This window comes from Loktanella sp. R86503, assembly GCF_042466455.1.
Taxonomy (GTDB): domain Bacteria; phylum Pseudomonadota; class Alphaproteobacteria; order Rhodobacterales; family Rhodobacteraceae; genus Loktanella.
On record NZ_JAXHCI010000002.1, the window covers coordinates 385478 to 404803 of the forward strand.

Below are 19326 nucleotides of genomic sequence, written 5' to 3' on the forward strand. Positions count from 1 at the left end.
ATGAAAACTATCAAAGGACCGGCACTGTTTCTGGCGCAATTTGCAGGGGACAGCGCCCCCTTTGATACGTGGGACGGCATTACCAAATGGGCCAAAGAGATGGGCTATGACGGTGTGCAGGTGCCCAGCTGGGATGCACGTCTGTTCGATCTGGACAAGGCTGCAAGCAGCAAGACTTATTGCGATGAATGGAAAGGGCAGGCGGCCGACAACGGAATTACCGTGACAGAGCTGTCTACCCACCTTCAGGGGCAATTGGTGGCTGTGCACCCTGCCTATGATCTGGCGTTTGACGGTTTCGCAGCGCCATCGGTGCACGGCGATCCGAAGGCGCGTCAGATCTGGGCGGTGGAACAGGTCAAAAAGGCGCTTGATGCCTCTGCCCACCTTGGGCTGACCGCGCAGGCGACGTTTTCCGGCGCACTGGCGTGGCCGTACGTGTATCCGTGGCCGCAACGCCCCGCCGGTTTGGTTGAGGCAGCTTTTGACGAGCTTGCAAAACGGTGGCGGCCGATTCTGGATCACGCAGAGGATCGCGGCGTTGATTTGTGCTATGAAATCCACCCCGGCGAAGACCTGCACGACGGCGTCACGTTCGAGATGTTTCTGGAACGTGTCGGCAACCATAAGCGCGCCAAGATGCTGTACGATCCTTCGCATTATGTGCTGCAATGCCTAGATTATCTGGACAATATCGACATCTATAAAGATGTGATCGGCATGTTCCACGTCAAAGACGCCGAGTTCAATCCGACGGGGCGTCAGGGCGTTTACGGCGGCTATCAGCCTTGGGTTGAACGCGCCGGTCGTTTCCGGTCGCTTGGGGATGGTCAGGTCGATTTTGGCGCTATCTTTTCCAAAATGGCGGCCAATAATTTTGACGGCTGGGCTGTCGTCGAATGGGAATGTGCGCTGAAACATCCAGAAGACGGCGCGCGGGAAGGGGCGCAGTTCGTGCGAGACCATATTATTCGCGTCACACCGCATGCATTTGACGATTTTGCAGCGGGCGGGACGGATGATGCGATGAATCGCAAGATGCTGGGGCTTTAATTTCTGGCAGCGTCGGGCGGAGGGCTCTGCCGTCGCCCATTGGGCTTGAGCCAATGGCACACCAAAAGGCGACCCTTGGAATATTATTGACCAGAAAAATTCGGACGCGGGAGAGATGTGATGAGAAGAATTAGACTTGGTATGGTCGGCGGCGGCAAGGACGCCTTTATCGGGGCAGTGCATCGCTATGCTTCGCGGCTGGATGATCGGTTTGTATTGGTCGCGGGGGCATTGTCGTCCACACCTGAAAAATCATTAGAGTCCGGGCGTGCTTTGGGGTTGCCCGAAGATCGAATCTACCCCGATTTTGATAGCATGGCAGCTGCAGAGGCAGCCCGAGATGACGGGGTGGAGGCAGTTGCTATTGTGACACCGAACCACATGCACGCGCCCGCGGCAAAGGCGTTCCTGTCACGCGGCATTCATGTGATCTGCGACAAACCTCTGACGGCCACGCTGGATGAGGCGAGGGAATTGGTGGCTGTTGCCAAATCATCGGATGCGCTGTTCGTTTTGACCCACAATTACACGGGCTATCCGCTGATGCGTCATGCCCGCCAGATGGTTGCGGACGGCAAGCTGGGCAATATTCGGGTCGTACAGGTCGAATATGCGCAGGACTGGCTGACCGAAGAAGCGGGCGGTGAAAACAAGCAGGCTGACTGGCGGACTGACCCTGCGCGATCCGGTGTCGGTGGATCAACCGGCGATATCGGCACCCATGCTTATAACCTGGCCTGCTTTGTATCGGGGCTTTCGCTAGATAGTCTGGCGGCAGATTTGCAAAGCTTTGTGCCGGGACGGCGTGTTGATGACAACGGGCATGTTTTGCTGCGGTTTAAGGGCGGCGCGCGGGGGATGTTATGGTGCTCTCAGGTTGCGCCGGGCAACGAAAACCGTCTAACGCTGCGGGTCTATGGTGACAAAGGCGGCCTGTCCTGGGGGCAAGAAAACCCCAATGTCATGGAATACACGCCATTCGGCGAACCTACTCAGCTGTTGACCCGCAACGGAGCGTCAGGAGCGCAAGATGGCGTGCGTATTCCGGGCGGTCACCCGGAGGGGTATCTGGAAGGTTTTGCAAACATTTATGTTGCGGCCGCTGACGCAATCGAGGCTGCCCGTTCAGGTCAAATCAGCCATGCGGCTTATCCAACCATAAACGATGGATTGGCAGGCGTTATTTTTGTCGACGCCTGTGTCAGGTCATCTGCAAATAATGCGTCCTGGGTCAGCGTCGCCGATCAGTGATGCGTTTTTTCAGCCGCGAAAGCGGCTGAAATATCGGACAATTGAAACGGTTTTTCGATCAGCTGGAACGAGTCGATCTTGGATATTTCGTGCCGGTTATAGCCGGATGCAAAAACCACATGTGTGCCGCGTTCTGCCAGCATAAGCCCAAGCGCCAGACTATTTTCACCATTACCCAGATTCATATCCAGCAGCGCAAAATCGAAATTTGTATTTTCACACTTTGCCATGGCGACGGCAAGGTTATGCGCCATGTGCACCTCGAACCCAAGCTCATGCTCTAGCCCATCTGACACATCCAGCGCGACGATCACCTCATCCTCGACATATAGCAGTTTAGATTTCGAGGGCGTTGAACAGTGATTCATGTGGGATCTCAATTAGCGCATTTACCGGTATCCTGATAACGCACTGAAGTCCCTCTGGTTCCCAATGAAATTCAACATTTCCATTCAGGCTTCCGGTGATAGTCGATTTGATCAACATCGTGCCAAACCCGTTGTCACCGCTGATCGCCGGGGCGGGGCCACCTGTTTCCGTCCAGGTGAAAATGTATGTGTCGGACTCGCCATCGTCCTGACGCACCCAGTTCAGCCGGACCCGACCCTGCGGATTTGAAAATGCGCCATATTTCGCGGCATTTGTCGCCAATTCGTGAATTGCCATGCCAAGCGACAATGTCGCACGGGCATTCACCGTAATTTCTGGCCCCTTCAGTTCAACACGGTCCGCGCCGTAAACTGCGGTCAACTCCGGGGCAAGGATCTGGTTCAAGCTTGCCGAGGCCCAGTTGGATTGGGTCAGAAGTTTGTGGGTCTGCGCAAGCGCCTGAATCCGGCGGGCAAGGGCGGTGAATACGTCGCGATCAACAGTGGCATCGCGACTGGCACGGGACACAAGTGCCAGTACATTTGCAAGCATATTTTTAACGCGGTGCTGTAATTCCTGCATCACGCGGCGCAGTTCAAATTGAAGCTGAACCTGTTCAGTAATATCACGAACATTCAGGCCGACACCGGTTAACCCGCCGTCGTGAAATACAGGATACCAATCCGTTTCCCAGATCCGTTCTTCGCCGGGGTTATTTGCCGTGCCGCCACGCAGCTGCTTGTTTTCGATGCGGGTGCCCGTATCAAGAACTTCGCGTGCGATGGGCTCGATAATCTCTTTCAGCGCGGGTGACATGGACCCCAATTTTTTACCGATGAGATCGTCGACCTGAAATCCCGCAATATTTGCAAGCCGCTCGTTTGCGCGCATGTAAACAAGATCATGACTTAGCATACCCATCGCGAGGGGGCTGCCGTTATACAAGTCTTCAATTTCGGCTAGCCGCTCTATGGATAACCCGCGCTGATGATCAGCTTCCTTCGCGAGGCTACGCAATTCGGTCACGTCAAACAGTGACATGACGATACCGCCTTGGGTCGCGCGGTTTGATTCAAACGGCACAATTCGCGCCCGAAAGGCTTGGCCCGTGCGGCTTTCGTAGTTCGTTTCGATCATGGTTTCAGTATCAAGCACCTTGCGACAATCATCAAGAATCGCAAATACGTCGAGGTCGGACCCGATATCGTCCAATGGGCGCCCCACATCGCCCGAGACAAAGCGGAATTGGTTGCGCGCTTCTGGCGTAAACCGGCGTAACCGCAAGTCTTTGTCAAGAAAGATGGTGCTGATCTTACTGCTGGCGATAAAGTTTGCCATATCCGCATGAGCATCACGAATTTCGGCCATCTTGGCGTTCAATTCGTCATTTGTTGTCGTCAACTCTTCATTCGCCGACTGAAGCTCTTCGTTCATCGACATCATTTCCTCGTTAGAGCTTTTCAGCTCTTCATTCGAGGTCTCGAGCTTTTCAGTTGCCGTCGCCAAATGCCTTCGTACGTCATCCAGTTCTGCCTCAAGCTGACGCAGATAGTCATCGTTGTCCGTACCTAGGATCTGACTGCCAGCTGCATCGGCAGTGCCGTCGTCGCCATGTAGTTCGAAAACCACCAGAATTTGACGGTTGTCCGTCTTTCGACCTGTAATACGCAAATTTACGGTTTTTTCGTCAATTTTGCCGCTGAACAAGATCGACTGATTTCGATCAAGCTTTTGCTCCAGACGCAAAAGCCGGGCAAGCGTGGTATGCAATTCAGGCCGAATTAATTTCAAGATCGACAATTGCGGGCGGCCAGCGCCAACCTGAAGGTAGGCGCTGGCCTTTTCAGAAGTATAAAGCAGATCGCCTTGCATCGTTAGGACCATGTAGGGCGGTGCAAAATGCTGCATGATTTCCGGAACGCAGGGCGTCGTTTCAGACAAGGCGACGGTCCCGGAATTTCTAGTGTTGGTTTTGTCGTGTGCGTAATCGGTAGCCCGTAATTCCAGCCGTGATGGCGGGCCGGGGACACGGCGAAAGATGTGGTGATTGCGCGATATATCTTCGAACAAGTCATGGACGCGAGGGATGCTTTCGCTATTTCCCAGAACCAAAATCCCGTTCTCTCGGAGGCTGTAATGAAATGCTTTCGTAACAGAATCCTGAAGTGACGTCTGAAAATAGATCATCACATTTCGGCACGACAGCAGGTCGATTTGCGAAAAAGGCGGATCTTTAATCAGGCTTTGTGTGGAAAACCGAACAATGTTGCGTAGTCGCTCATTAACTAAGTAGCCGTTTGTATGCGCTTGGAAATACTTGTGCACCAAATCGGGCTGCACATGGGCCAGTTGCTCTGTTCCGTAATGGCCTGCGCGGGCAATCCGAAGTGCATGCTCGTCGATATCGGTGCCAAAGATTGACAGGGATGGCCAAATGTTCAATCGCTCCATCGCCTCGAACAGGGCAATGCCGTAACTATACGCCTCTTCACCGGTTGCGCAGCCTGCGACCCAGATACGCAAATCGCCGTCATTGCCTGCACGCGTGATCAGATCCGGAAGCGTATTGTCGCGCAATTCGCGGAACGTGTCGTCGTCGCGGAAAAAGCTGGTGACGTTGATCAATATGCTGTCGAACAGCAGATCGGCTTCTTTTGGGTCATCTATAAGATATCGCAGATATTCAGATGCACGTTCCTGACCAAGGATCGACATGCGCACTGCAATCCGGCGCAATAGCGTCCCGGGTTTATATTCCGTGAAATCGTGGCCTACGCGATGGCGCAGGTGACGCATAACACGTTGGATAAAGTCGCTATCTGATGGCTCTTCGCTCTCGAATATCTCTAGGCGATCAAAGAATTCTCCCAGAACGGGCGCAATTTCCGCGACAGGCAGAACCAGATCACAAGCGCCGGTTGCAATTGCGCTACGTGGCATGCCGTCATATTTCGCCTCTTCCGGACGTTGAACCAACACCAGGCCGCCGTTATTCTTGATATCGCGAATCCCGGCGCTACCATCGCTGCCGGTGCCTGACAGAATAATCCCGACGGCATTTAAACCAGAGTTTCGTGCGAGCGAAATCAGGAAATCGTCGATAGGGCGCCTTACACCGCGTGGTTCCATAAATTTTGTGGTATGAAAATGGTTGTCCGAAATCGTCAGAATATCTCCTGGGGCAATCAGATAGATATGTCCTTCTGACACCGGACAACCTTCATAGGCTGTCACGACCGGGCTTTTGGTTTTGCGACTTAGCAATTCCTGCATCAAGCTGTCATGATGCGGATCCAGATGCTGAACGATGACAATCGCCATGCGATGTTGATCGGGTAGCTCTTTCAGCAGACTCTCGATGGCCTCTAATCCGCCAGCCGATGCGCCGATACCTGCAATGATCAAGCCGTCGCTGCTCGTGGTTGTTTGGTCAATCGGGGATGGCATGTCTGGTTCCGGGCGCGTGTATTCGTTAAGGTGACTACATAGACCATCACGTCGTTCGGTCTAGTGGCTGCAGGGGGCAACATGGCACAGTTGAACATGACCGAAGTTGCAAAGCGTCTGGATGGTGCCAACATACCGCTGACGATTGCGGACGCCAGACATTCTGACATGCCGCTGTGTTACGTGAACCCCGCGTTTTGCAGCACGACAGGTTATGCGGCAGATCAAGTGATCGGAAAAAATTGCCGGTTTCTGCAGGGCGATCTGGAGAATGACACAGCCCGACTGAAAATGCGGCGCGGTCTGGCGCAAAAGACCGGCTTTCAAGTGATCTTTCGCAACAAACGCGCTGACGGCAGTATCTTTGACAATCTCGTCATTATAGAGCCGCTGACCGATCATGACGGCGAATTGCTTTACGTTGTCGGCTCTCAGTTCGTGTTGAAGGACGGCATCAAGACTGACCATGCGGCCACCGCAGGCGAAGGTATCGTGCGTGAAATCGACAAGCTGTTGCAGCTGAACGAACGCCTGCGCGCGACGTCGCGGCAGGCACTTGCGCGTTCTATGGCTGCATCCGTAAAGCTGTGGCTGGAACGCTAAAGTTTATAGGTCGGTAGCGATACGAAAGCTTCTTTCAGCGCGTCGCCCCAGCCGCTAGAGATTTGCTGATAGACCGCGTCGTCAGGTTCAACCCGGGCGCGTTTGTGGATTTCAAAGGAATCCTTTTCGTACAGCACGATGTCAAACGGCAGGCCGACAGACAAATTTGATTTAACGGTCGAATCGAACGACACCAGAAGCAGTTTGACGGTATCCTCGAATGTCATGTCGGGATCATAGGCGCGTACCAGAATTGGCTTGCCGTATTTCGTTTCGCCGATCTGGAAAAACGGCGTTTCATCCGTGACTTCGACAAAGTTGCCTTCCGGATAGACCATAAAGACAGTGGGCACGCCGCCCTTGATCTGGCCACCAACGATGACGGTTGCGCGAAAATTGCTGCCGGATGTATCGCCCGTGGGGGATGAATAGGCGATGACCTCTTGCAAGGTCGCGCCGACCAGACGGGCGACCTGAAACATGGTCGGTTCGCGCATAATGCTGGGGTCACGTTCGGCCGCCGACTTGGAACGCTCTTCCAGCAAGGAAATCAGGGATTGCGTCGTGGCAAGATTGCCGGCGGTCATGATCGTGATGACCCGTTCGCCCGGTGCTTCCCAGGTGAACATTTTGCGTGTCATGGAAAAGTTGTCGACACCGGCATTGGTGCGGGTATCGGACATGAAGACTAGGCCGCGGTTCAGACGCAGGCCGACGCAATAGGTCATGGGAATTCTCTGATTTAGGTTAGCTTGCTTCTACTGCTGGACCTGAAGCGTGACAATCAGCGATTCATCCCCATCGCCAATGCGCATCCCTTTGACCGGGGCCGCGTCATTTGCGTCGCAGCCAATGGCCAGCCTTGCATAGCGTTCATCCGGGCTGATGCCGTTCGACACGTCAAATCCGACCCAGCCCAGCGCCGGCAGATGCACTTCTGCCCAAGCGTGGCTTGCGTCCTGATCGATCCTGTCGTCCAGTTTCAGATAGCCCGAGACGTAGCGTGCCGGAAAGCCGGCATGGCGTGCGGCGGCGATCATGATATGCGCATGATCCTGACATACCCCCGCACCGCCCGCCAGCGCCTGATCGGCAGTGGTGTTCGAATAGGTTTGCCCGGTCAGATACGGCACAGCGGACAGGATCTGGGCTGACAGGGTGTGACATGCCCCCAGTGGATCGCTGCCGGATTTCAGCTGACGGGCAAGCGCCCTGATGTCCTTGCCGGGTTTCGTCAGCGCTGTGTCCTGCATAAAATGCCACAACGGAGCCGCGCCATAGACTTTGCCCAGAACACCCGCGCAGTCGTCGGTGCGCACGGTGCCCGTTGCGGTCACCGTCAATTCGGTGGCACCGCGGTCTGTATTGACCAGATCGATGATATTGCCGTGGTGATCTTCGCAGGTCAGTTCGATCACGCCACCATCGACGGTAACAGTCCAGTCCAAGACGGTCTGCAAGGCACTGGGCTGGGGCCGCAGATGCAACCGCTGCAATGCATAGCTGACAGGCCTGTCATAGGCATAGCGGGTCGTGTGGGAAATATGCAGGTCCAAAGGGTATCCTAACCGTAGAACTTGTAGTCACTCTCGATCATCTGGCCGAGGGTATAGTTGTTCTGAATGAAATTTGTGATGAATTCATGCAGCCCTTCGTCAAAGATCGAGGTGATATCCCGCTCTTTCAGCTTTTTCAGCATCTGTTCGGCATGATCATGACAGGCATGACGTTCGCCATATTCTTCAGCTAGATAATTCAGATTCTCGACCGTTGTTTCCATTGAAAACACCAGCGACCGGGGCAAGCGGCGATCCAGAATCAGAAACCGCGCGACACCTGTTGCCGACATTTCGTCCTCGTCCAGCCAGCGAAAGGACCGGTGTGCGGACACGGATCGCAGAATGGTTTCCCACTGGACGTTATCCAAGGATGAACCGACGAAGCTGCTGGATGGCAGCAAGGTGTAATACTTGACGTCGATAATCCGCGCGGTGTTATCCGCCCGTTCGATAAAGGTACCAATGCGCGCAAAGTCATAAATGTCGTTGCGCAGCATCGTACCATGCAGCGCGCCGCGCACGATGGCGGATTGCTGGCGAATACTATCCAGAACGCGCGGCAATTCGGTTTCTTTAACTGGACGCTTCAGCAGGTCCTGAATCGTCATCCAGCTATCATTAACGGCGGTCCAGACTTCCGACGTCAGCGCGGTGCGCACCAGCCGCGCGTTGTCGCGGGCCGATTTCGTCACCGAATAGACCGAAGACATATTGCTTTTATCGCGCAGCAGGTAGTCGATCACGTCGGTTGCGTTAAAGGTGTCGTATTTTTCGCGGTAACGGCTGGCAACGCCTGCCGTGGTAGCAACAGATTCCCATTCGGAACTGGCATCCGTGGACCGGGTCAGCGCGATGCGAAAGCCAGCCTCGACCAGGCGTGCGGTATTTTCAGCGCGTTCCAGAAAACGAAACATCCAGAACAGGCCGCCTGCGGTTTTTCCCAGCATAGTTCAGTCCTCCAGCACCCAAGTGTCTTTGGTGCCGCCTCCTTGGCTGGAATTGACGACAAGCGATCCTTCGGTCAGCGCCACGCGTGTCAAGCCGCCGGGCGTGATGTCGACCCCATCGGGGGACACCAGTACATAGGGGCGCAGGTCAACGTGGCGCGGTGCAAGGCCTTTTTTCACCATGATTGGCACAGTCGACAGCGACAGGGTCGGCTGGGCGATATAATTGCTGGGCCGGGCGCGCAGCTTGTCCGCGAAGTCAGACAGTTCCTTCTTGCTGGCGGCGGGGCCGACCAACATACCGTAACCGCCAGATCCATGAACCTCTTTCACGACCAGCTCTGCCAGATTGTCCAGCACGTATTTCAGGCTGTCCGGTTCGCCGCAGCGATAGGTTTCGACATTTTTCAGGATCGCTTTCTCGCCGGTATAAAACTCGACGATATCGGGCATGTAGCTGTAAATTGCCTTGTCGTCGGCGACCCCGGTGCCCGGAGCGTTGGCGATGGTGATGTTTCCCGCACGGTAGACATCCATAATGCCCGGCACGCCAAGCATGGATTTCGGGTTGAATGTCAAAGGATCCAGATATTCATCATCGACGCGGCGATACAGCACGTCGATCTGTTTGTAACCGCGCGTCGTGCGCATGGCGATATGACCATCCACAACCCGCAAATCGTGTCCTTCGACAAGCTCTGCGCCCATTTGGTCTGCAAGGAACGAGTGTTCATAATAGGCCGAGTTGTAAATACCCGGCGTAAGTACGGCGATGACGGGCTTGCCGCCGCAAGACTTGGGCGCGGATGCCGCCAGTGATCGGCGCAAATTCTTGGGGTAATCGCTGACGGGCCGCACCTTGATGCGGCTGAACAGTTCCGGGAACATTTGCAGCATCGTCTCGCGGTTTTCCAGCATATAGCTGACACCGGACGGTGTGCGGGCGTTGTCTTCCAGAACAAAAAAGTCGTCTTCGCCGGTGCGGACAATATCAGTGCCGACAATATGCGTATAAACGCCGCCCGGGGGCGAAAAGCCCATCATTTGCGGCAGGAAGGCTTCATTCCTGGCGATCAGATCGATCGGAATGCGGCCCGCCCGCAGAATTTCCTGACGGTTATAGATGTCATGCAGGAAAGCATTGATGGCGCGCACACGCTGTTCGATGCCGCGCGACAGCTTTGTCCACTCGCGCCCCGAAATGATGCGCGGCACCAGATCGAAAGGGATCAGCCGCTCTTCTGCGGCCATCTGCCCATAGACGTTAAAGGTAATGCCGGTGCGCCGGAAAAAAGCTTCGGCCTCTTTCGACTTTTTGGCAAGACGACCGGGGTCCTGGTCGTCGAACCATGATTTGTAATTTGCATAGGGCGGGCGCACCTGATCGTCGCCTATCCGCATTTCGTCAAAGTGATTTGGCTTTGTATTCATGTGATCGAAGCTAACGCTTTCCTAAGATACTGCAAATTATTCAGGCAGGTTCCGCGAAAAGGTCAACAGGTCACGACGGAAACTGTCTGCTCATTCAAGGTTGCCGCGCCAAAAGCGGTTAAAAAAGCGACATCCGCAGCATCCCGTCCGACGCCTGCGATCACCATTCGGTCCGGTGTCGTCATACCGGTCGGGTCAATCAAGTGCCACCCGCCGTTCAGGTAAACTTCTGCAACGGCATGAAAATCCGGCGGGGTGACGTCCGGGCTGTAGACACTGGCGATACGCGCTGGAATTGCACTGGACCGGCACATAGCGATTAAAAGATGGGCATAATCGCGGCAAACACCGCGCCGGGCATCGAATGTGTCTTGTGCGGTCGTGTCCGCATCGCTGCTTTCGCCGTCATAGGTCAGATTTTCAGTGATCCACCGCGACATCGCCAGCACCCGTTCGCCGCCGCGCAGGTCGCCGAACTCATCGGCCATAAAATCGCCGAAGCTGTCAGCGGTGCAGTAACGAGAGGCCATCAGAAACTTTACCGTCGGCGTATTCAGTTGGTGAAGCGGCGTTTCCCGCAGGGATTTCATCTTGGCGACAGGGCGGTTCACGGTGACCTGCGCCGAATATGTCAGCAGCAAATCGCCATTTGTTTCCAGCCAGATCCGATTACCGATGCCTTCTTCGGCGGGCATGTCGCGAAAGGACTTATAGGCCGCGATCTCTGTGTTTTCCCACGTGACCGTCTGATTGAAATCCGTCATCGCGCGGATTTGCAATAGCAGCGTGCAAGGCCGGGGGATGCCATAATTCAGGCGCACAGTGATCTGGCTGTCCAAGTAAATAATCCTGTCTCGGGGTGTTGTTGCAAACCCGCCGTGATGCGGATTAGTTCCGTCCTATGTCATACCAATGACAACCCGCCAAGGGCCGCAATGCGGGCGATGATGGGATCAATTCCCTGATCCTGGCGCAGGGCCGTAAAGCATACTGTACCGTCGCCACGCATGCGCGCCGCGTCACGTGCCATCACGTCCAGCGATGCGCCGACATGCGGGGCCAGGTCGGTTTTGTTGATCACCAGAATGTCGGACCGCGTGATGGCAGGGCCACCTTTGCGCGGAATCTCCTCTCCTGCCGCGACGTCGATGACATAGATCGTCAGATCGGCAAGTTCGGGGCTGAAGGTCGCAGAAAGGTTGTCGCCGCCGCTTTCAATCAGGACGACGTCCAGATCGGGATGGCGGCTGCGCATTTCAGCGACAGCGGCCAGATTGATACTGGCATCCTCGCGGATGGCGGTATGCGGGCAGCCACCGGTTTCCACGCCGATGATCCTGTCCATGGGCAGAATTTGCATCCGCATCAGCGCCTCGGCGTCTTCTTGCGTATAGATATCGTTGGTGATGACGCCGATGGACAATTGGTCCTTCAGCCGCACTGCCAGCTTGGCTGTCAGTGTCGTTTTACCAGCGCCAACAGGTCCGCCGATACCAATGCGCAATGGCCCATGAGGAGAGGTCATGACCGAAATATCCTTGGTTGAAGTGTCTCGTGCTGCATAGCCGCAATATCCGCAAGAAACGCGCTGCTGCCCAAATCATCAATGCCTTGCGTCAGTGCCGCCTGTGCCAGCGCCAGGCATAGCGGCGTCTGGTCCGCAACGATCCGCTGCGCCTGTGTCTGTCCCAGTGGCATGCAGCGCTGTGCTGCTGAAATCAGCCCGGCAGTCAAGGCATGCAGATACGCCGACAGCGAGACGTCAAGCGCGATCCCCTGCATCTGCGCCGCCCGGCCGACAGCAACGGGTAGGCACATGGGGGGCAGGTCCAGCCCCCAGACTGCATTCACCGTGGTGCAAAACGCCTCACCTTGCGCGGTCGTTTCAAGCAGCCGTTCGCGGGATGGGGCAAGGGCGCGGGCAAGCGCGTCAATATGTTGTGCATCGTCGCTGCGATACGCCTCTGCCAGCAGGATGGCATCATTACGCCCCGCGCCATGTGACAGCACGGTAGCAATCCAGTCCTGCAGGGCCGTTGCATCGCGCAATCTTCCGTCCGCGACCGCCATTTCCAAACCGTGCGAATAGCTGAATGTGCCCAGCGGGAAGCCGGGTGATAACCATTGCATCAGCGTCAGCAGTCCCTCAGTGGGCATGCGGCATCGTCCGTCCGTGGCCATAAGCCCCGCCTTCGGGCGTAAAGGGGGCGTCAATTTCCGCAACATCCGCGCTTAGATGATCGCGCAACATATGACCAATCACCGGATCACGCAGGATCAGTAGATGGTCGCTTCCAAACTGACAGGGCATGTGGCGATTGCCGATATGCCAAGCGAGGCGGACCAGATCGCCGGAAACGCGATACAAAGGCTCCGCGGCCGCAATAACGCGAATAAAACGACCGTCAGTCAGTTCCAAAAGGTCGCCATCGTTCAACGACGTGGTGTGTTCCAGATCCACCAAAACCGATGCGCCGCCATCGCAGGTCAGCACCTTGCGCCGCATCAGGCGGGCATCGTAGGTCAGCGCGCAGGTGTCGAACACCTGCGCGCTGTAATTGTCTGTGACGATGTTATGAACGATCAACTGCGTCATGCGCAGCCTCCGCTCGACGTGCTGAAAATCAGACGTAGAACAGGTCGCGGAAAACGTGCTGCACGATCCGGTCGCGCTGAATACCAAGCTTTGCCAGCTCGGCGTCTGATTTCGCTTCCAGATGGTTGATCTGGTCCATCCGCGAACGGCGCTCCATATAGGCATTCATGCCCTGGCCGATCGTGGCAAAGAAGGCGTCCACTTTTTCGCGAATTGCGGTGGCGCGTGGTGCGTTGAGTGTCTGCGTAGCCATTGGAAACCTTGTCTGCGGCAGTTGCCGCCAAATTATGAATCAGGTCTCCTCCCTTGCCCAACAACATAGGGATGCTGCGGCGCAGCACAATTGCGTTTTCTGCAACCCCGATGCCCACCATCAGAATAGAAAATAACGCTGGGCCATCGGCAGAACCTCGGCAGGTTGGCATGTCAGTAACTCTCCGTCGGCGCGGACCTCGTATGTTTCCGGGTCAACATCGATCTGGGGCAAGGCGTCGTTCAAAAGCAGATCGCGCTTGCCGATGTCGCGGGTATTGCGCACAGCAATTGTCTGCTTGGATAGGCCAAGGCTGTCCCGAATGCCTGCATCCTGCGCCGCCGCGCTGACAAAACTGACGCTGCCATGGCGAAGCGATCCACCGTAGGCCCCGAACATTGGCCGCGAATAAACAGGCTGCGGCGTCGGGATGCTGGCATTGGGATCACCCATCTGCGCCACGACGATCGTGCCGCCCAGCAGCACCATTTCTGGCTTTACGCCAAAGAAAGCGGGATTCCACAGCACCAGATCGGCACGCTTGCCCTCGGCAATTGATCCGACCTCGTGGCTGACGCCATGGGCAATTGCGGGGTTGATGGTGTATTTCGCGATATAACGACGGACACGGAAATTATCGTTATCGCCGGTTTCTTCGGCCAAACGCCCGCGCTGTTTCTTCATCTTGTCGGCGGTCTGCCATGTCCGGATAAGAACCTCTCCAACACGGCCCATCGCCTGACTGTCAGAGGCGATGATCGAAAACGCGCCCATATCGTGCAGGATATCCTCTGCAGCAATCGTCTCGCGCCGGATGCGAGATTCGGCAAAGGCGACGTCTTCGGGGATCGATTTGTCCAGATGGTGGCACACCATCAGCATATCAAGGTGCTCTTCGATGGTGTTCACGGTAAAGGGCCGCGTCGGGTTGGTGGACGACGGCAGCACAAATTCTTCACCGCAAATCTTGATGATATCCGGCGCATGACCGCCGCCAGCGCCTTCAGTGTGGAAGGCGTGGATCGTGCGGCCTTTCATGGCCTTCACTGTATGTTCCACAAAGCCGCTTTCGTTCAACGTGTCGGTGTGGATCATCACCTGAACGTCCATGTCGTCCGCAACCGACAAACAGCAATCAATGGCTGCGGGGGTGGTGCCCCAATCTTCATGCAGCTTCAGACTGCAGGCACCAGCCTTGACCATCTCGATCAAGGCATCCGGCTGGCTGGCGTTGCCCTTGCCTGCAAGGCCGATATTCATCGGGATGCCGTCAAAGGCCTGCAACATCCGCCCGATATGCCAGGGCCCCGGCGTGCAGGTCGTGGCCAACGTGCCATGGGCAGGCCCGGTGCCGCCGCCAAAACAGGTAGTGACGCCTGAATGAAGCGAATCCTCCATCTGTTGCGGTGCAATGAAATGGATGTGCGAATCGAACCCGCCAGCAGTCAGAATGCGACCTTCTCCGGCGATAATCTCTGTGCCTGGTCCGATAATAATATCAACACCGCTCTGGGTGTCCGGATTGCCTGCCTTGCCGATCTTGTGAATGCGGCCATCCTTCAGCGCAACATCCGCCTTCCAGATCCCGGCATGATCCACGATCAGCGCATTGGTGATTACCGTATCCACAGCTCCGCCCGCTCGCGTGACTTGGGACTGCCCCATCCCGTCGCGGATCACCTTGCCGCCACCGAACTTCACCTCTTCGCCATAGGTGGTCAGATCGCGTTCGACTTCGATGATCAGATCAGTGTCGGCCAGACGCACCTTGTCGCCTGTCGTCGGACCAAAGGTGGCGGCATAATTCGCGCGGGAAATCAGGGCTGGCATAGGCTCACTTCATCAACGTTGGGCCGCGCTTGCCAAGGCGTTTGACGTTGGCGCGGGTTTTCTGGCGCAGGGGCTTTACGGCAGCATTCATGATTTCGTCCGGACGCTTGCCCGACATCGCGGCCAGGGCCGCCCCTTGCATCGACATCATGATTGCCTCGGACTTCTCTGACACCATGCGGTCGTTCTCGCTGGTCGTGACGGACCAAAGCCCGCCCCATCCCATCATGCGCATGGCAATGACGCTCTGCGCTTCGGCCAGCATCATGCCGACCTCCATCTGTGTCTTGAACAGGTCCAGCGGGGTTACAGTCCGGGCCATGTTACAACTGTCCCATGATGGCTGCATTAAACCCATAGATATGCCGCCGCCCGCCAATTGCGATCAGGTTCACTTCGCGCCGCTGACCCGGCTCAAACCGCACGGCAGAGCCGGGCGGGATATCCAGCCGCATCCCGCGCGCCGCAGCCCGGTCAAAATCCAGACCCGGATTCGTCTCTGCAAAATGGTAGTGGCTGCCAACCTGGACAGGACGATCTCCCGTATTCGCCACCATCAAGGTCACGGTTGCGGCGCCTGCGTTCAGTTCAATATCGCCGTCTGCCGTTAAGACTTCGCCTGGGATCATCGTGCAAATCCTTCATTCATCTGGCCAAATAAACTCAAAATTCAACGGATCGGTTCGTGGACCGTCACAAGCTTGGTGCCATCCAGAAAGGTCGCCTCGACCTGCACCTCTGGCAGCATCTCCGCGATGCCTTCCATGCACTGATCGCGGGTAAGGACCTGCGCGCCGGCCTCCATCATATCGGCAACGGACCGCCCGTCGCGGGCACCTTCGACGACAGCATCTGTAATCAGGGCAATCGCTTCGGGGTAATTCAGCTTGACCCCCCGCGATAGCCGCTTGCGTGCGACTTCGGCCGCCATAGCGATCAGCAGTTTGTCTTTTTCACGAGGTGTCAGTTGCATATCAAAGCGTCCAGGTCGGGGGCAGGGGGCCGCGAAGAGCGGTCAAAACGGGGATTAGCGCGCGGCGTAGGTCGTGGCTATCTGCGGCCAGGACGCGCGCGAACAAAACGCCGTCCCGGATCAGACTGACGCCAGCGGTGGCGGGCAGCAATGCACGCAGGATATTTAACCGCGCTTCGGCATCGGGGGCCACATAGGTCACGCTGGCTAGGCAATTCGCCGAGCCGCCGCGCCAAGCCGCAGCCATCTGGTCAGAAATCGCGCCGTCCAGCGCGATGGCATCGGCAAAGACCAAATCGTCGCCGCGAGTGATGCGGACGTCGTCCTTTATAAAACCTGTCTTGATCCGCTCGCCCATCAGCGCGCGGCCAAGCACAAGGGTTTCGACACCCAGAAATACAGCGTCACTGGCCATGTTGACCGTCAGCCTGCGCCGCAGGCGGCAGCGATCAAACAGGATGGTTTCCTGCGGCAGCCAGTCCAGCCGTGCGCCGGGGGCAAGGACCGCTTCCGTCGTCATGCGGGCGGTCTGGCCGGGCTGGGCTTTGTAAATCCGCTCTGCCGTTTGGGTGGTCAGAGTCAGGTGACTACCCTGCGCGACCTGCGCGGCAATGGAAAATCGGTCACCGCCTGTCACACCGCCTGCGGTATTCAGCGTTACGGCCAACAGATCGTCACCAGCATGGCGGGGAAATAGCGCTTTGGACGCGCCGGATTGGCGCAGCGTGTCCAGCCGGTTGCCGGCCTTCGCGCTGATGCGCAGCACCCCCTGCGCGCGAGGCGTCAGGTGATGCGGGTCATCATGCAGGGGCGCGGCAAGTGTCATGGCCCAACCCTGTGCAAATTTTTCAGGCAGAGGCAACAGAACACCCCGTCATGACGGGCCATTCGTGTGCGATTGCCTGAAAATTAAGCGATAATTGTGCGGCGCACCTTGCGCATGTTCAACGCAAGCAGGCCGACCACGACAGCCAATCCAATCAGATTAACTGGTAGATGGTGCGGCCAAAGGCAGGCGACACCCGCCGCCAACGCAGCTATCCGCAGCGGCCATGTCAGGGGCCGTTCCATGCAGCCCTGCAGCGCCGCTGCGACGGCGTAAATGCCAAACACTGCAAAACCAAACACCGTTACGACCGCCCCCCAGTCGCGGGACAGCAAGGGCGTATAGGCGAAGAGGACCGGTACGATGTACAGGCCCTTGGCAAGCTTCCAGCTGGCAAATCCTGTCGCCATCGCCGGTGCCTTGGCAATCGCAGCGGCTGTGAACGCTGCAAGGGCAACAGGTGGCGTCACGTTGCTGTCTTGGGATAGCCAAAAGATAATCATATGGGCGGACAGCAGGGCCAGCGTCGCAGCCTCTGCTGGGACCGTCAGGTCGCGCAGGGGGCTTGCGACCTCTAGGGGCAAGGACGCGACCAGCGCCGCAGCCTCGGGCCGCGCCATGGGGGCCATGATCGCCTGCATCGCCTCTGGTGCGCCCAGCATCAGGACGGCGCGGGCGGTGTCGGGCAATTGGCCCAGGACCAGCGCGTCCACGACAAAGCGGTCCGCAATCATACCTGCCAATGCGGGGGCCGACAGCGTCGCCAGCACGATATAGGCCGCCGTCACCGGCAGACCCATACCAAGGATCAAAGACGCCAGCGCGATCAGAACGATAGCCAGCAGAATGTTGCCGCCAGCCCAATCCGAGATCATCAGGCTGAAGGTGTTGCCGATCCCCGCCGTCGCGATCACGTTCACGATCAGGCCAACAGCGCAGAGCAGCACAGCGGTTAGGATCATGCCCTTTGCACCCATTGAAAGTGCCTCGATCACGGCTTTTGGTCCCATAGGATTGCGCGTCAGCCAGCTGGATGCGATGACCGCGATAATGCCGTAAACGGCGGCATAGGTTGGCGTATAGCCCGCCACTAGCATCCCGATCAGCAGACCGATGGGCAGGACGAAACTCGCGCCGCCGTTACGGAATGCGGAACCAAGGGTCTGGCCGGTGTTTTCCATCGGCGGCAGGTTTTGACGCTTCGCCTCTATCCGCACAAAGAACGCGACTGATAGGAAATACAGCAGGGCGGGCAGGGCCGCGGCCGCGACGATACGTTCGTAAGGGATCTGGGTGAAGGCAGCCATGACAAAGGCACCGGCCCCCATGATGGGCGGCATCAACTGACCGCCCGTGCTGGCGGCGGCCTCGACTCCTCCCGCGAATTTGGGGCTGAAGCCTGCCCTTTTCATCAGGGGAATCGTAATGACGCCGGTGCTGGCCGTGTTGGCCACGGCAGAGCCACTGATGGTGCCAGTCAGCCCGCTGGCGATGACCGCGACAATGCCCGGCCCGCCGACCATCTTGCCTGCGACTGCGCGCGCTAGATCGATAACGAAATCGCCCGCACCCGACCGTAGCAGGAAGGCCCCGAAGATGATGAACAAAAACACATAGGTCGACGAAATCCGCGCAATCGACCCGAACATCGCGTCATCGCCATAGATGGACCGAAAGGCAACCGTCTCTACACTTAGTCCCGGAAACCGGAAAATGCCGCCGACGAATTGGCCCCACCATGCGACATAGCTCAGGGCCAGAATGATCAGAACGGGGATGATCCAGCCGGTCAGCCGCCGCGTCAGCTCTATCGCGCCGCCGACGCAGATAGCAATTGCGATCCAGTCGGGCGTCGACAGCTTTACCCCGCGATCATAAATCGCGTTTTCGGCCGTGGCGAGCCAGATAGCAGAGGCGGCAACAGCCAGCCCGAGGAACAGATCAAAGACCCGCACCAACCGGCTGTCGCGCGCTGTGCCCGCAAAGGGGTAATAGATGCAGGCCAGCAGGGCAAAGACCGCAAAGTGCAGCGCGTTACGCGTCAATTCTGACACCACCGGAAAAAGGGCTATATAAAGGTGGGCGACTGATATGGCCGCACAAAACACGGTCAGCCCGCGCGCCCATGCGCCATCAATGCGCCGCAGTGCGGCGTTTTCGGTATCGTCCGACATGCAAATTCCCCTTT

General features: G+C 57.0%; 20 protein-coding genes. 3 read left to right on the forward strand and 17 right to left on the reverse strand.

Going from position 1 to position 19326, the window contains the following annotated elements:
- Entirely contained in the window at positions 1-1053 is a 1053-nt protein-coding gene (locus SJY10_RS02870; RefSeq protein ID WP_386679535.1) for a sugar phosphate isomerase/epimerase family protein, read from the forward strand.
- 120 nt (positions 1054-1173) lie between these two features.
- On the forward strand, positions 1174-2304 hold the full coding sequence (locus SJY10_RS02875; protein ID WP_386679536.1) for a Gfo/Idh/MocA family protein: 1131 nt from the start codon (positions 1174-1176) through the stop codon (positions 2302-2304).
- Here the strand turns inward: SJY10_RS02875 and SJY10_RS02880 are convergent.
- On the reverse strand, positions 2298-2672 hold the full coding sequence (locus tag SJY10_RS02880; protein WP_386679537.1) for a response regulator: 375 nt from the start codon (positions 2670-2672) through the stop codon (positions 2298-2300). The genes SJY10_RS02875 and SJY10_RS02880 overlap by 7 nt on opposite strands.
- Positions 2641-6120, reverse strand: coding sequence for a chemotaxis protein CheB (locus tag SJY10_RS02885; RefSeq protein ID WP_386679538.1), 3480 nt, complete (start codon positions 6118-6120; stop codon positions 2641-2643). Before SJY10_RS02885 ends, SJY10_RS02880 begins: the two co-directional genes overlap by 32 nt.
- An 81-nt stretch (positions 6121-6201) precedes the next feature.
- Here SJY10_RS02885 and SJY10_RS02890 point away from each other — a divergent pair, with 81 nt between their 5' ends.
- A complete protein-coding gene (locus tag SJY10_RS02890) occupies positions 6202-6723 on the forward strand; it encodes a PAS domain-containing protein (protein WP_386679539.1) in 522 nt (173 codons plus the stop codon).
- Here the strand turns inward: SJY10_RS02890 and SJY10_RS02895 are convergent.
- The 15 genes from SJY10_RS02895 to SJY10_RS02965 form a co-directional block, all read right to left on the reverse strand.
- A complete protein-coding gene (locus SJY10_RS02895; protein ID WP_386679540.1) occupies positions 6720-7451 on the reverse strand; it encodes a peptidase in 732 nt (243 codons plus the stop codon). The genes SJY10_RS02890 and SJY10_RS02895 overlap by 4 nt on opposite strands.
- Positions 7452-7481: 30 nt before the next feature.
- Entirely contained in the window at positions 7482-8279 is a 798-nt protein-coding gene (locus SJY10_RS02900) for a transglutaminase domain-containing protein (RefSeq protein WP_386679541.1), read from the reverse strand.
- An 8-nt stretch (positions 8280-8287) separates the two neighbouring features.
- The gene (locus tag SJY10_RS02905; protein WP_386679542.1) at positions 8288-9229 is read right to left on the reverse strand and encodes an alpha-E domain-containing protein; all 942 of its coding nucleotides are present in this window, start codon (positions 9227-9229) and stop codon (positions 8288-8290) included.
- 3 nt (positions 9230-9232) lie between these two features.
- A complete protein-coding gene (locus SJY10_RS02910; protein WP_386679543.1) occupies positions 9233-10660 on the reverse strand; it encodes a circularly permuted type 2 ATP-grasp protein in 1428 nt (475 codons plus the stop codon).
- 62 nt (positions 10661-10722) lie between these two features.
- On the reverse strand, positions 10723-11499 hold the full coding sequence (locus SJY10_RS02915; RefSeq protein ID WP_386679544.1) for a transglutaminase family protein: 777 nt from the start codon (positions 11497-11499) through the stop codon (positions 10723-10725).
- A 65-nt stretch (positions 11500-11564) separates the two neighbouring features.
- Entirely contained in the window at positions 11565-12185 is a 621-nt protein-coding gene (gene ureG / locus SJY10_RS02920) for an urease accessory protein UreG (RefSeq protein ID WP_386679545.1), read from the reverse strand.
- Complete coding sequence (locus SJY10_RS02925; protein WP_386679546.1) at positions 12182-12817, reverse strand: urease accessory protein UreF; 636 nt, start codon at positions 12815-12817, stop codon at positions 12182-12184. The genes ureG and SJY10_RS02925 overlap by 4 nt, the downstream gene beginning before the upstream one ends.
- Positions 12807-13256 carry an urease accessory protein UreE gene (locus tag SJY10_RS02930; protein WP_386679547.1) on the reverse strand — a complete coding sequence of 150 codons (450 nt, stop codon included), beginning with the start codon at positions 13254-13256 and terminating at the stop codon, positions 12807-12809. The genes SJY10_RS02925 and SJY10_RS02930 overlap by 11 nt, the downstream gene beginning before the upstream one ends.
- Positions 13257-13284: 28 nt before the next feature.
- Positions 13285-13509, reverse strand: coding sequence for a hypothetical protein (locus tag SJY10_RS02935; RefSeq protein ID WP_386679548.1), 225 nt, complete (start codon positions 13507-13509; stop codon positions 13285-13287).
- 120 nt (positions 13510-13629) lie between these two features.
- Positions 13630-15339, reverse strand: a complete 1710-nt coding sequence (gene ureC, locus SJY10_RS02940) for an urease subunit alpha (protein WP_386679549.1) — start codon at positions 15337-15339, stop codon at positions 13630-13632.
- Positions 15340-15343: 4 nt separating this feature from the next.
- On the reverse strand, positions 15344-15661 hold the full coding sequence (locus SJY10_RS02945) for an antifreeze protein (RefSeq protein WP_386679550.1): 318 nt from the start codon (positions 15659-15661) through the stop codon (positions 15344-15346).
- 1 nt (position 15662) lies between these two features.
- Positions 15663-15968, reverse strand: coding sequence for an urease subunit beta (locus SJY10_RS02950; protein ID WP_386679551.1), 306 nt, complete (start codon positions 15966-15968; stop codon positions 15663-15665).
- A gap of 41 nt (positions 15969-16009) precedes the next feature.
- Complete coding sequence (locus SJY10_RS02955; protein ID WP_386679552.1) at positions 16010-16312, reverse strand: urease subunit gamma; 303 nt, start codon at positions 16310-16312, stop codon at positions 16010-16012.
- A 1-nt stretch (position 16313) separates the two neighbouring features.
- Positions 16314-17138, reverse strand: a complete 825-nt coding sequence (locus SJY10_RS02960) for an urease accessory protein UreD (RefSeq protein WP_386679553.1) — start codon at positions 17136-17138, stop codon at positions 16314-16316.
- A gap of 83 nt (positions 17139-17221) precedes the next feature.
- The gene (locus SJY10_RS02965; RefSeq protein ID WP_386679554.1) at positions 17222-19312 is read right to left on the reverse strand and encodes a TRAP transporter permease; all 2091 of its coding nucleotides are present in this window, start codon (positions 19310-19312) and stop codon (positions 17222-17224) included.
- Between the last annotated feature and the right edge of the window lie 14 nt (positions 19313-19326).

What these genes read in the sequence shown, in the direction of transcription:
- SJY10_RS02870 (WP_386679535.1), top strand. Translation starts at nt 1, where the DNA reads ATGAAAACTATCAAAGGACCGGCACTGTTTCTGGCGCAATTTGCAGGG.
- SJY10_RS02875 (WP_386679536.1), top strand. Translation starts at nt 1,174, where the DNA reads ATGAGAAGAATTAGACTTGGTATGGTCGGCGGCGGCAAGGACGCCTTT.
- SJY10_RS02880 (WP_386679537.1), bottom strand. Translation starts at nt 2,672, where the DNA reads ATGAATCACTGTTCAACGCCCTCGAAATCTAAACTGCTATATGTCGAG.
- SJY10_RS02885 (WP_386679538.1), bottom strand. Translation starts at nt 6,120, where the DNA reads ATGCCATCCCCGATTGACCAAACAACCACGAGCAGCGACGGCTTGATC.
- SJY10_RS02890 (WP_386679539.1), top strand. Translation starts at nt 6,202, where the DNA reads ATGGCACAGTTGAACATGACCGAAGTTGCAAAGCGTCTGGATGGTGCC.
- SJY10_RS02895 (WP_386679540.1), bottom strand. Translation starts at nt 7,451, where the DNA reads ATGACCTATTGCGTCGGCCTGCGTCTGAACCGCGGCCTAGTCTTCATG.
- SJY10_RS02905 (WP_386679542.1), bottom strand. Translation starts at nt 9,229, where the DNA reads ATGCTGGGAAAAACCGCAGGCGGCCTGTTCTGGATGTTTCGTTTTCTG.
- SJY10_RS02910 (WP_386679543.1), bottom strand. Translation starts at nt 10,660, where the DNA reads ATGAATACAAAGCCAAATCACTTTGACGAAATGCGGATAGGCGACGAT.
- ureG (WP_386679545.1), bottom strand. Translation starts at nt 12,185, where the DNA reads ATGACCTCTCCTCATGGGCCATTGCGCATTGGTATCGGCGGACCTGTT.
- SJY10_RS02925 (WP_386679546.1), bottom strand. Translation starts at nt 12,817, where the DNA reads ATGCCCACTGAGGGACTGCTGACGCTGATGCAATGGTTATCACCCGGC.
- SJY10_RS02930 (WP_386679547.1), bottom strand. Translation starts at nt 13,256, where the DNA reads ATGACGCAGTTGATCGTTCATAACATCGTCACAGACAATTACAGCGCG.
- SJY10_RS02935 (WP_386679548.1), bottom strand. Translation starts at nt 13,509, where the DNA reads ATGGCTACGCAGACACTCAACGCACCACGCGCCACCGCAATTCGCGAA.
- ureC (WP_386679549.1), bottom strand. Translation starts at nt 15,339, where the DNA reads ATGCCAGCCCTGATTTCCCGCGCGAATTATGCCGCCACCTTTGGTCCG.
- SJY10_RS02945 (WP_386679550.1), bottom strand. Translation starts at nt 15,661, where the DNA reads ATGGCCCGGACTGTAACCCCGCTGGACCTGTTCAAGACACAGATGGAG.
- SJY10_RS02950 (WP_386679551.1), bottom strand. Translation starts at nt 15,968, where the DNA reads ATGATCCCAGGCGAAGTCTTAACGGCAGACGGCGATATTGAACTGAAC.
- SJY10_RS02955 (WP_386679552.1), bottom strand. Translation starts at nt 16,312, where the DNA reads ATGCAACTGACACCTCGTGAAAAAGACAAACTGCTGATCGCTATGGCG.
- SJY10_RS02960 (WP_386679553.1), bottom strand. Translation starts at nt 17,138, where the DNA reads ATGACACTTGCCGCGCCCCTGCATGATGACCCGCATCACCTGACGCCT.
- SJY10_RS02965 (WP_386679554.1), bottom strand. Translation starts at nt 19,312, where the DNA reads ATGTCGGACGATACCGAAAACGCCGCACTGCGGCGCATTGATGGCGCA.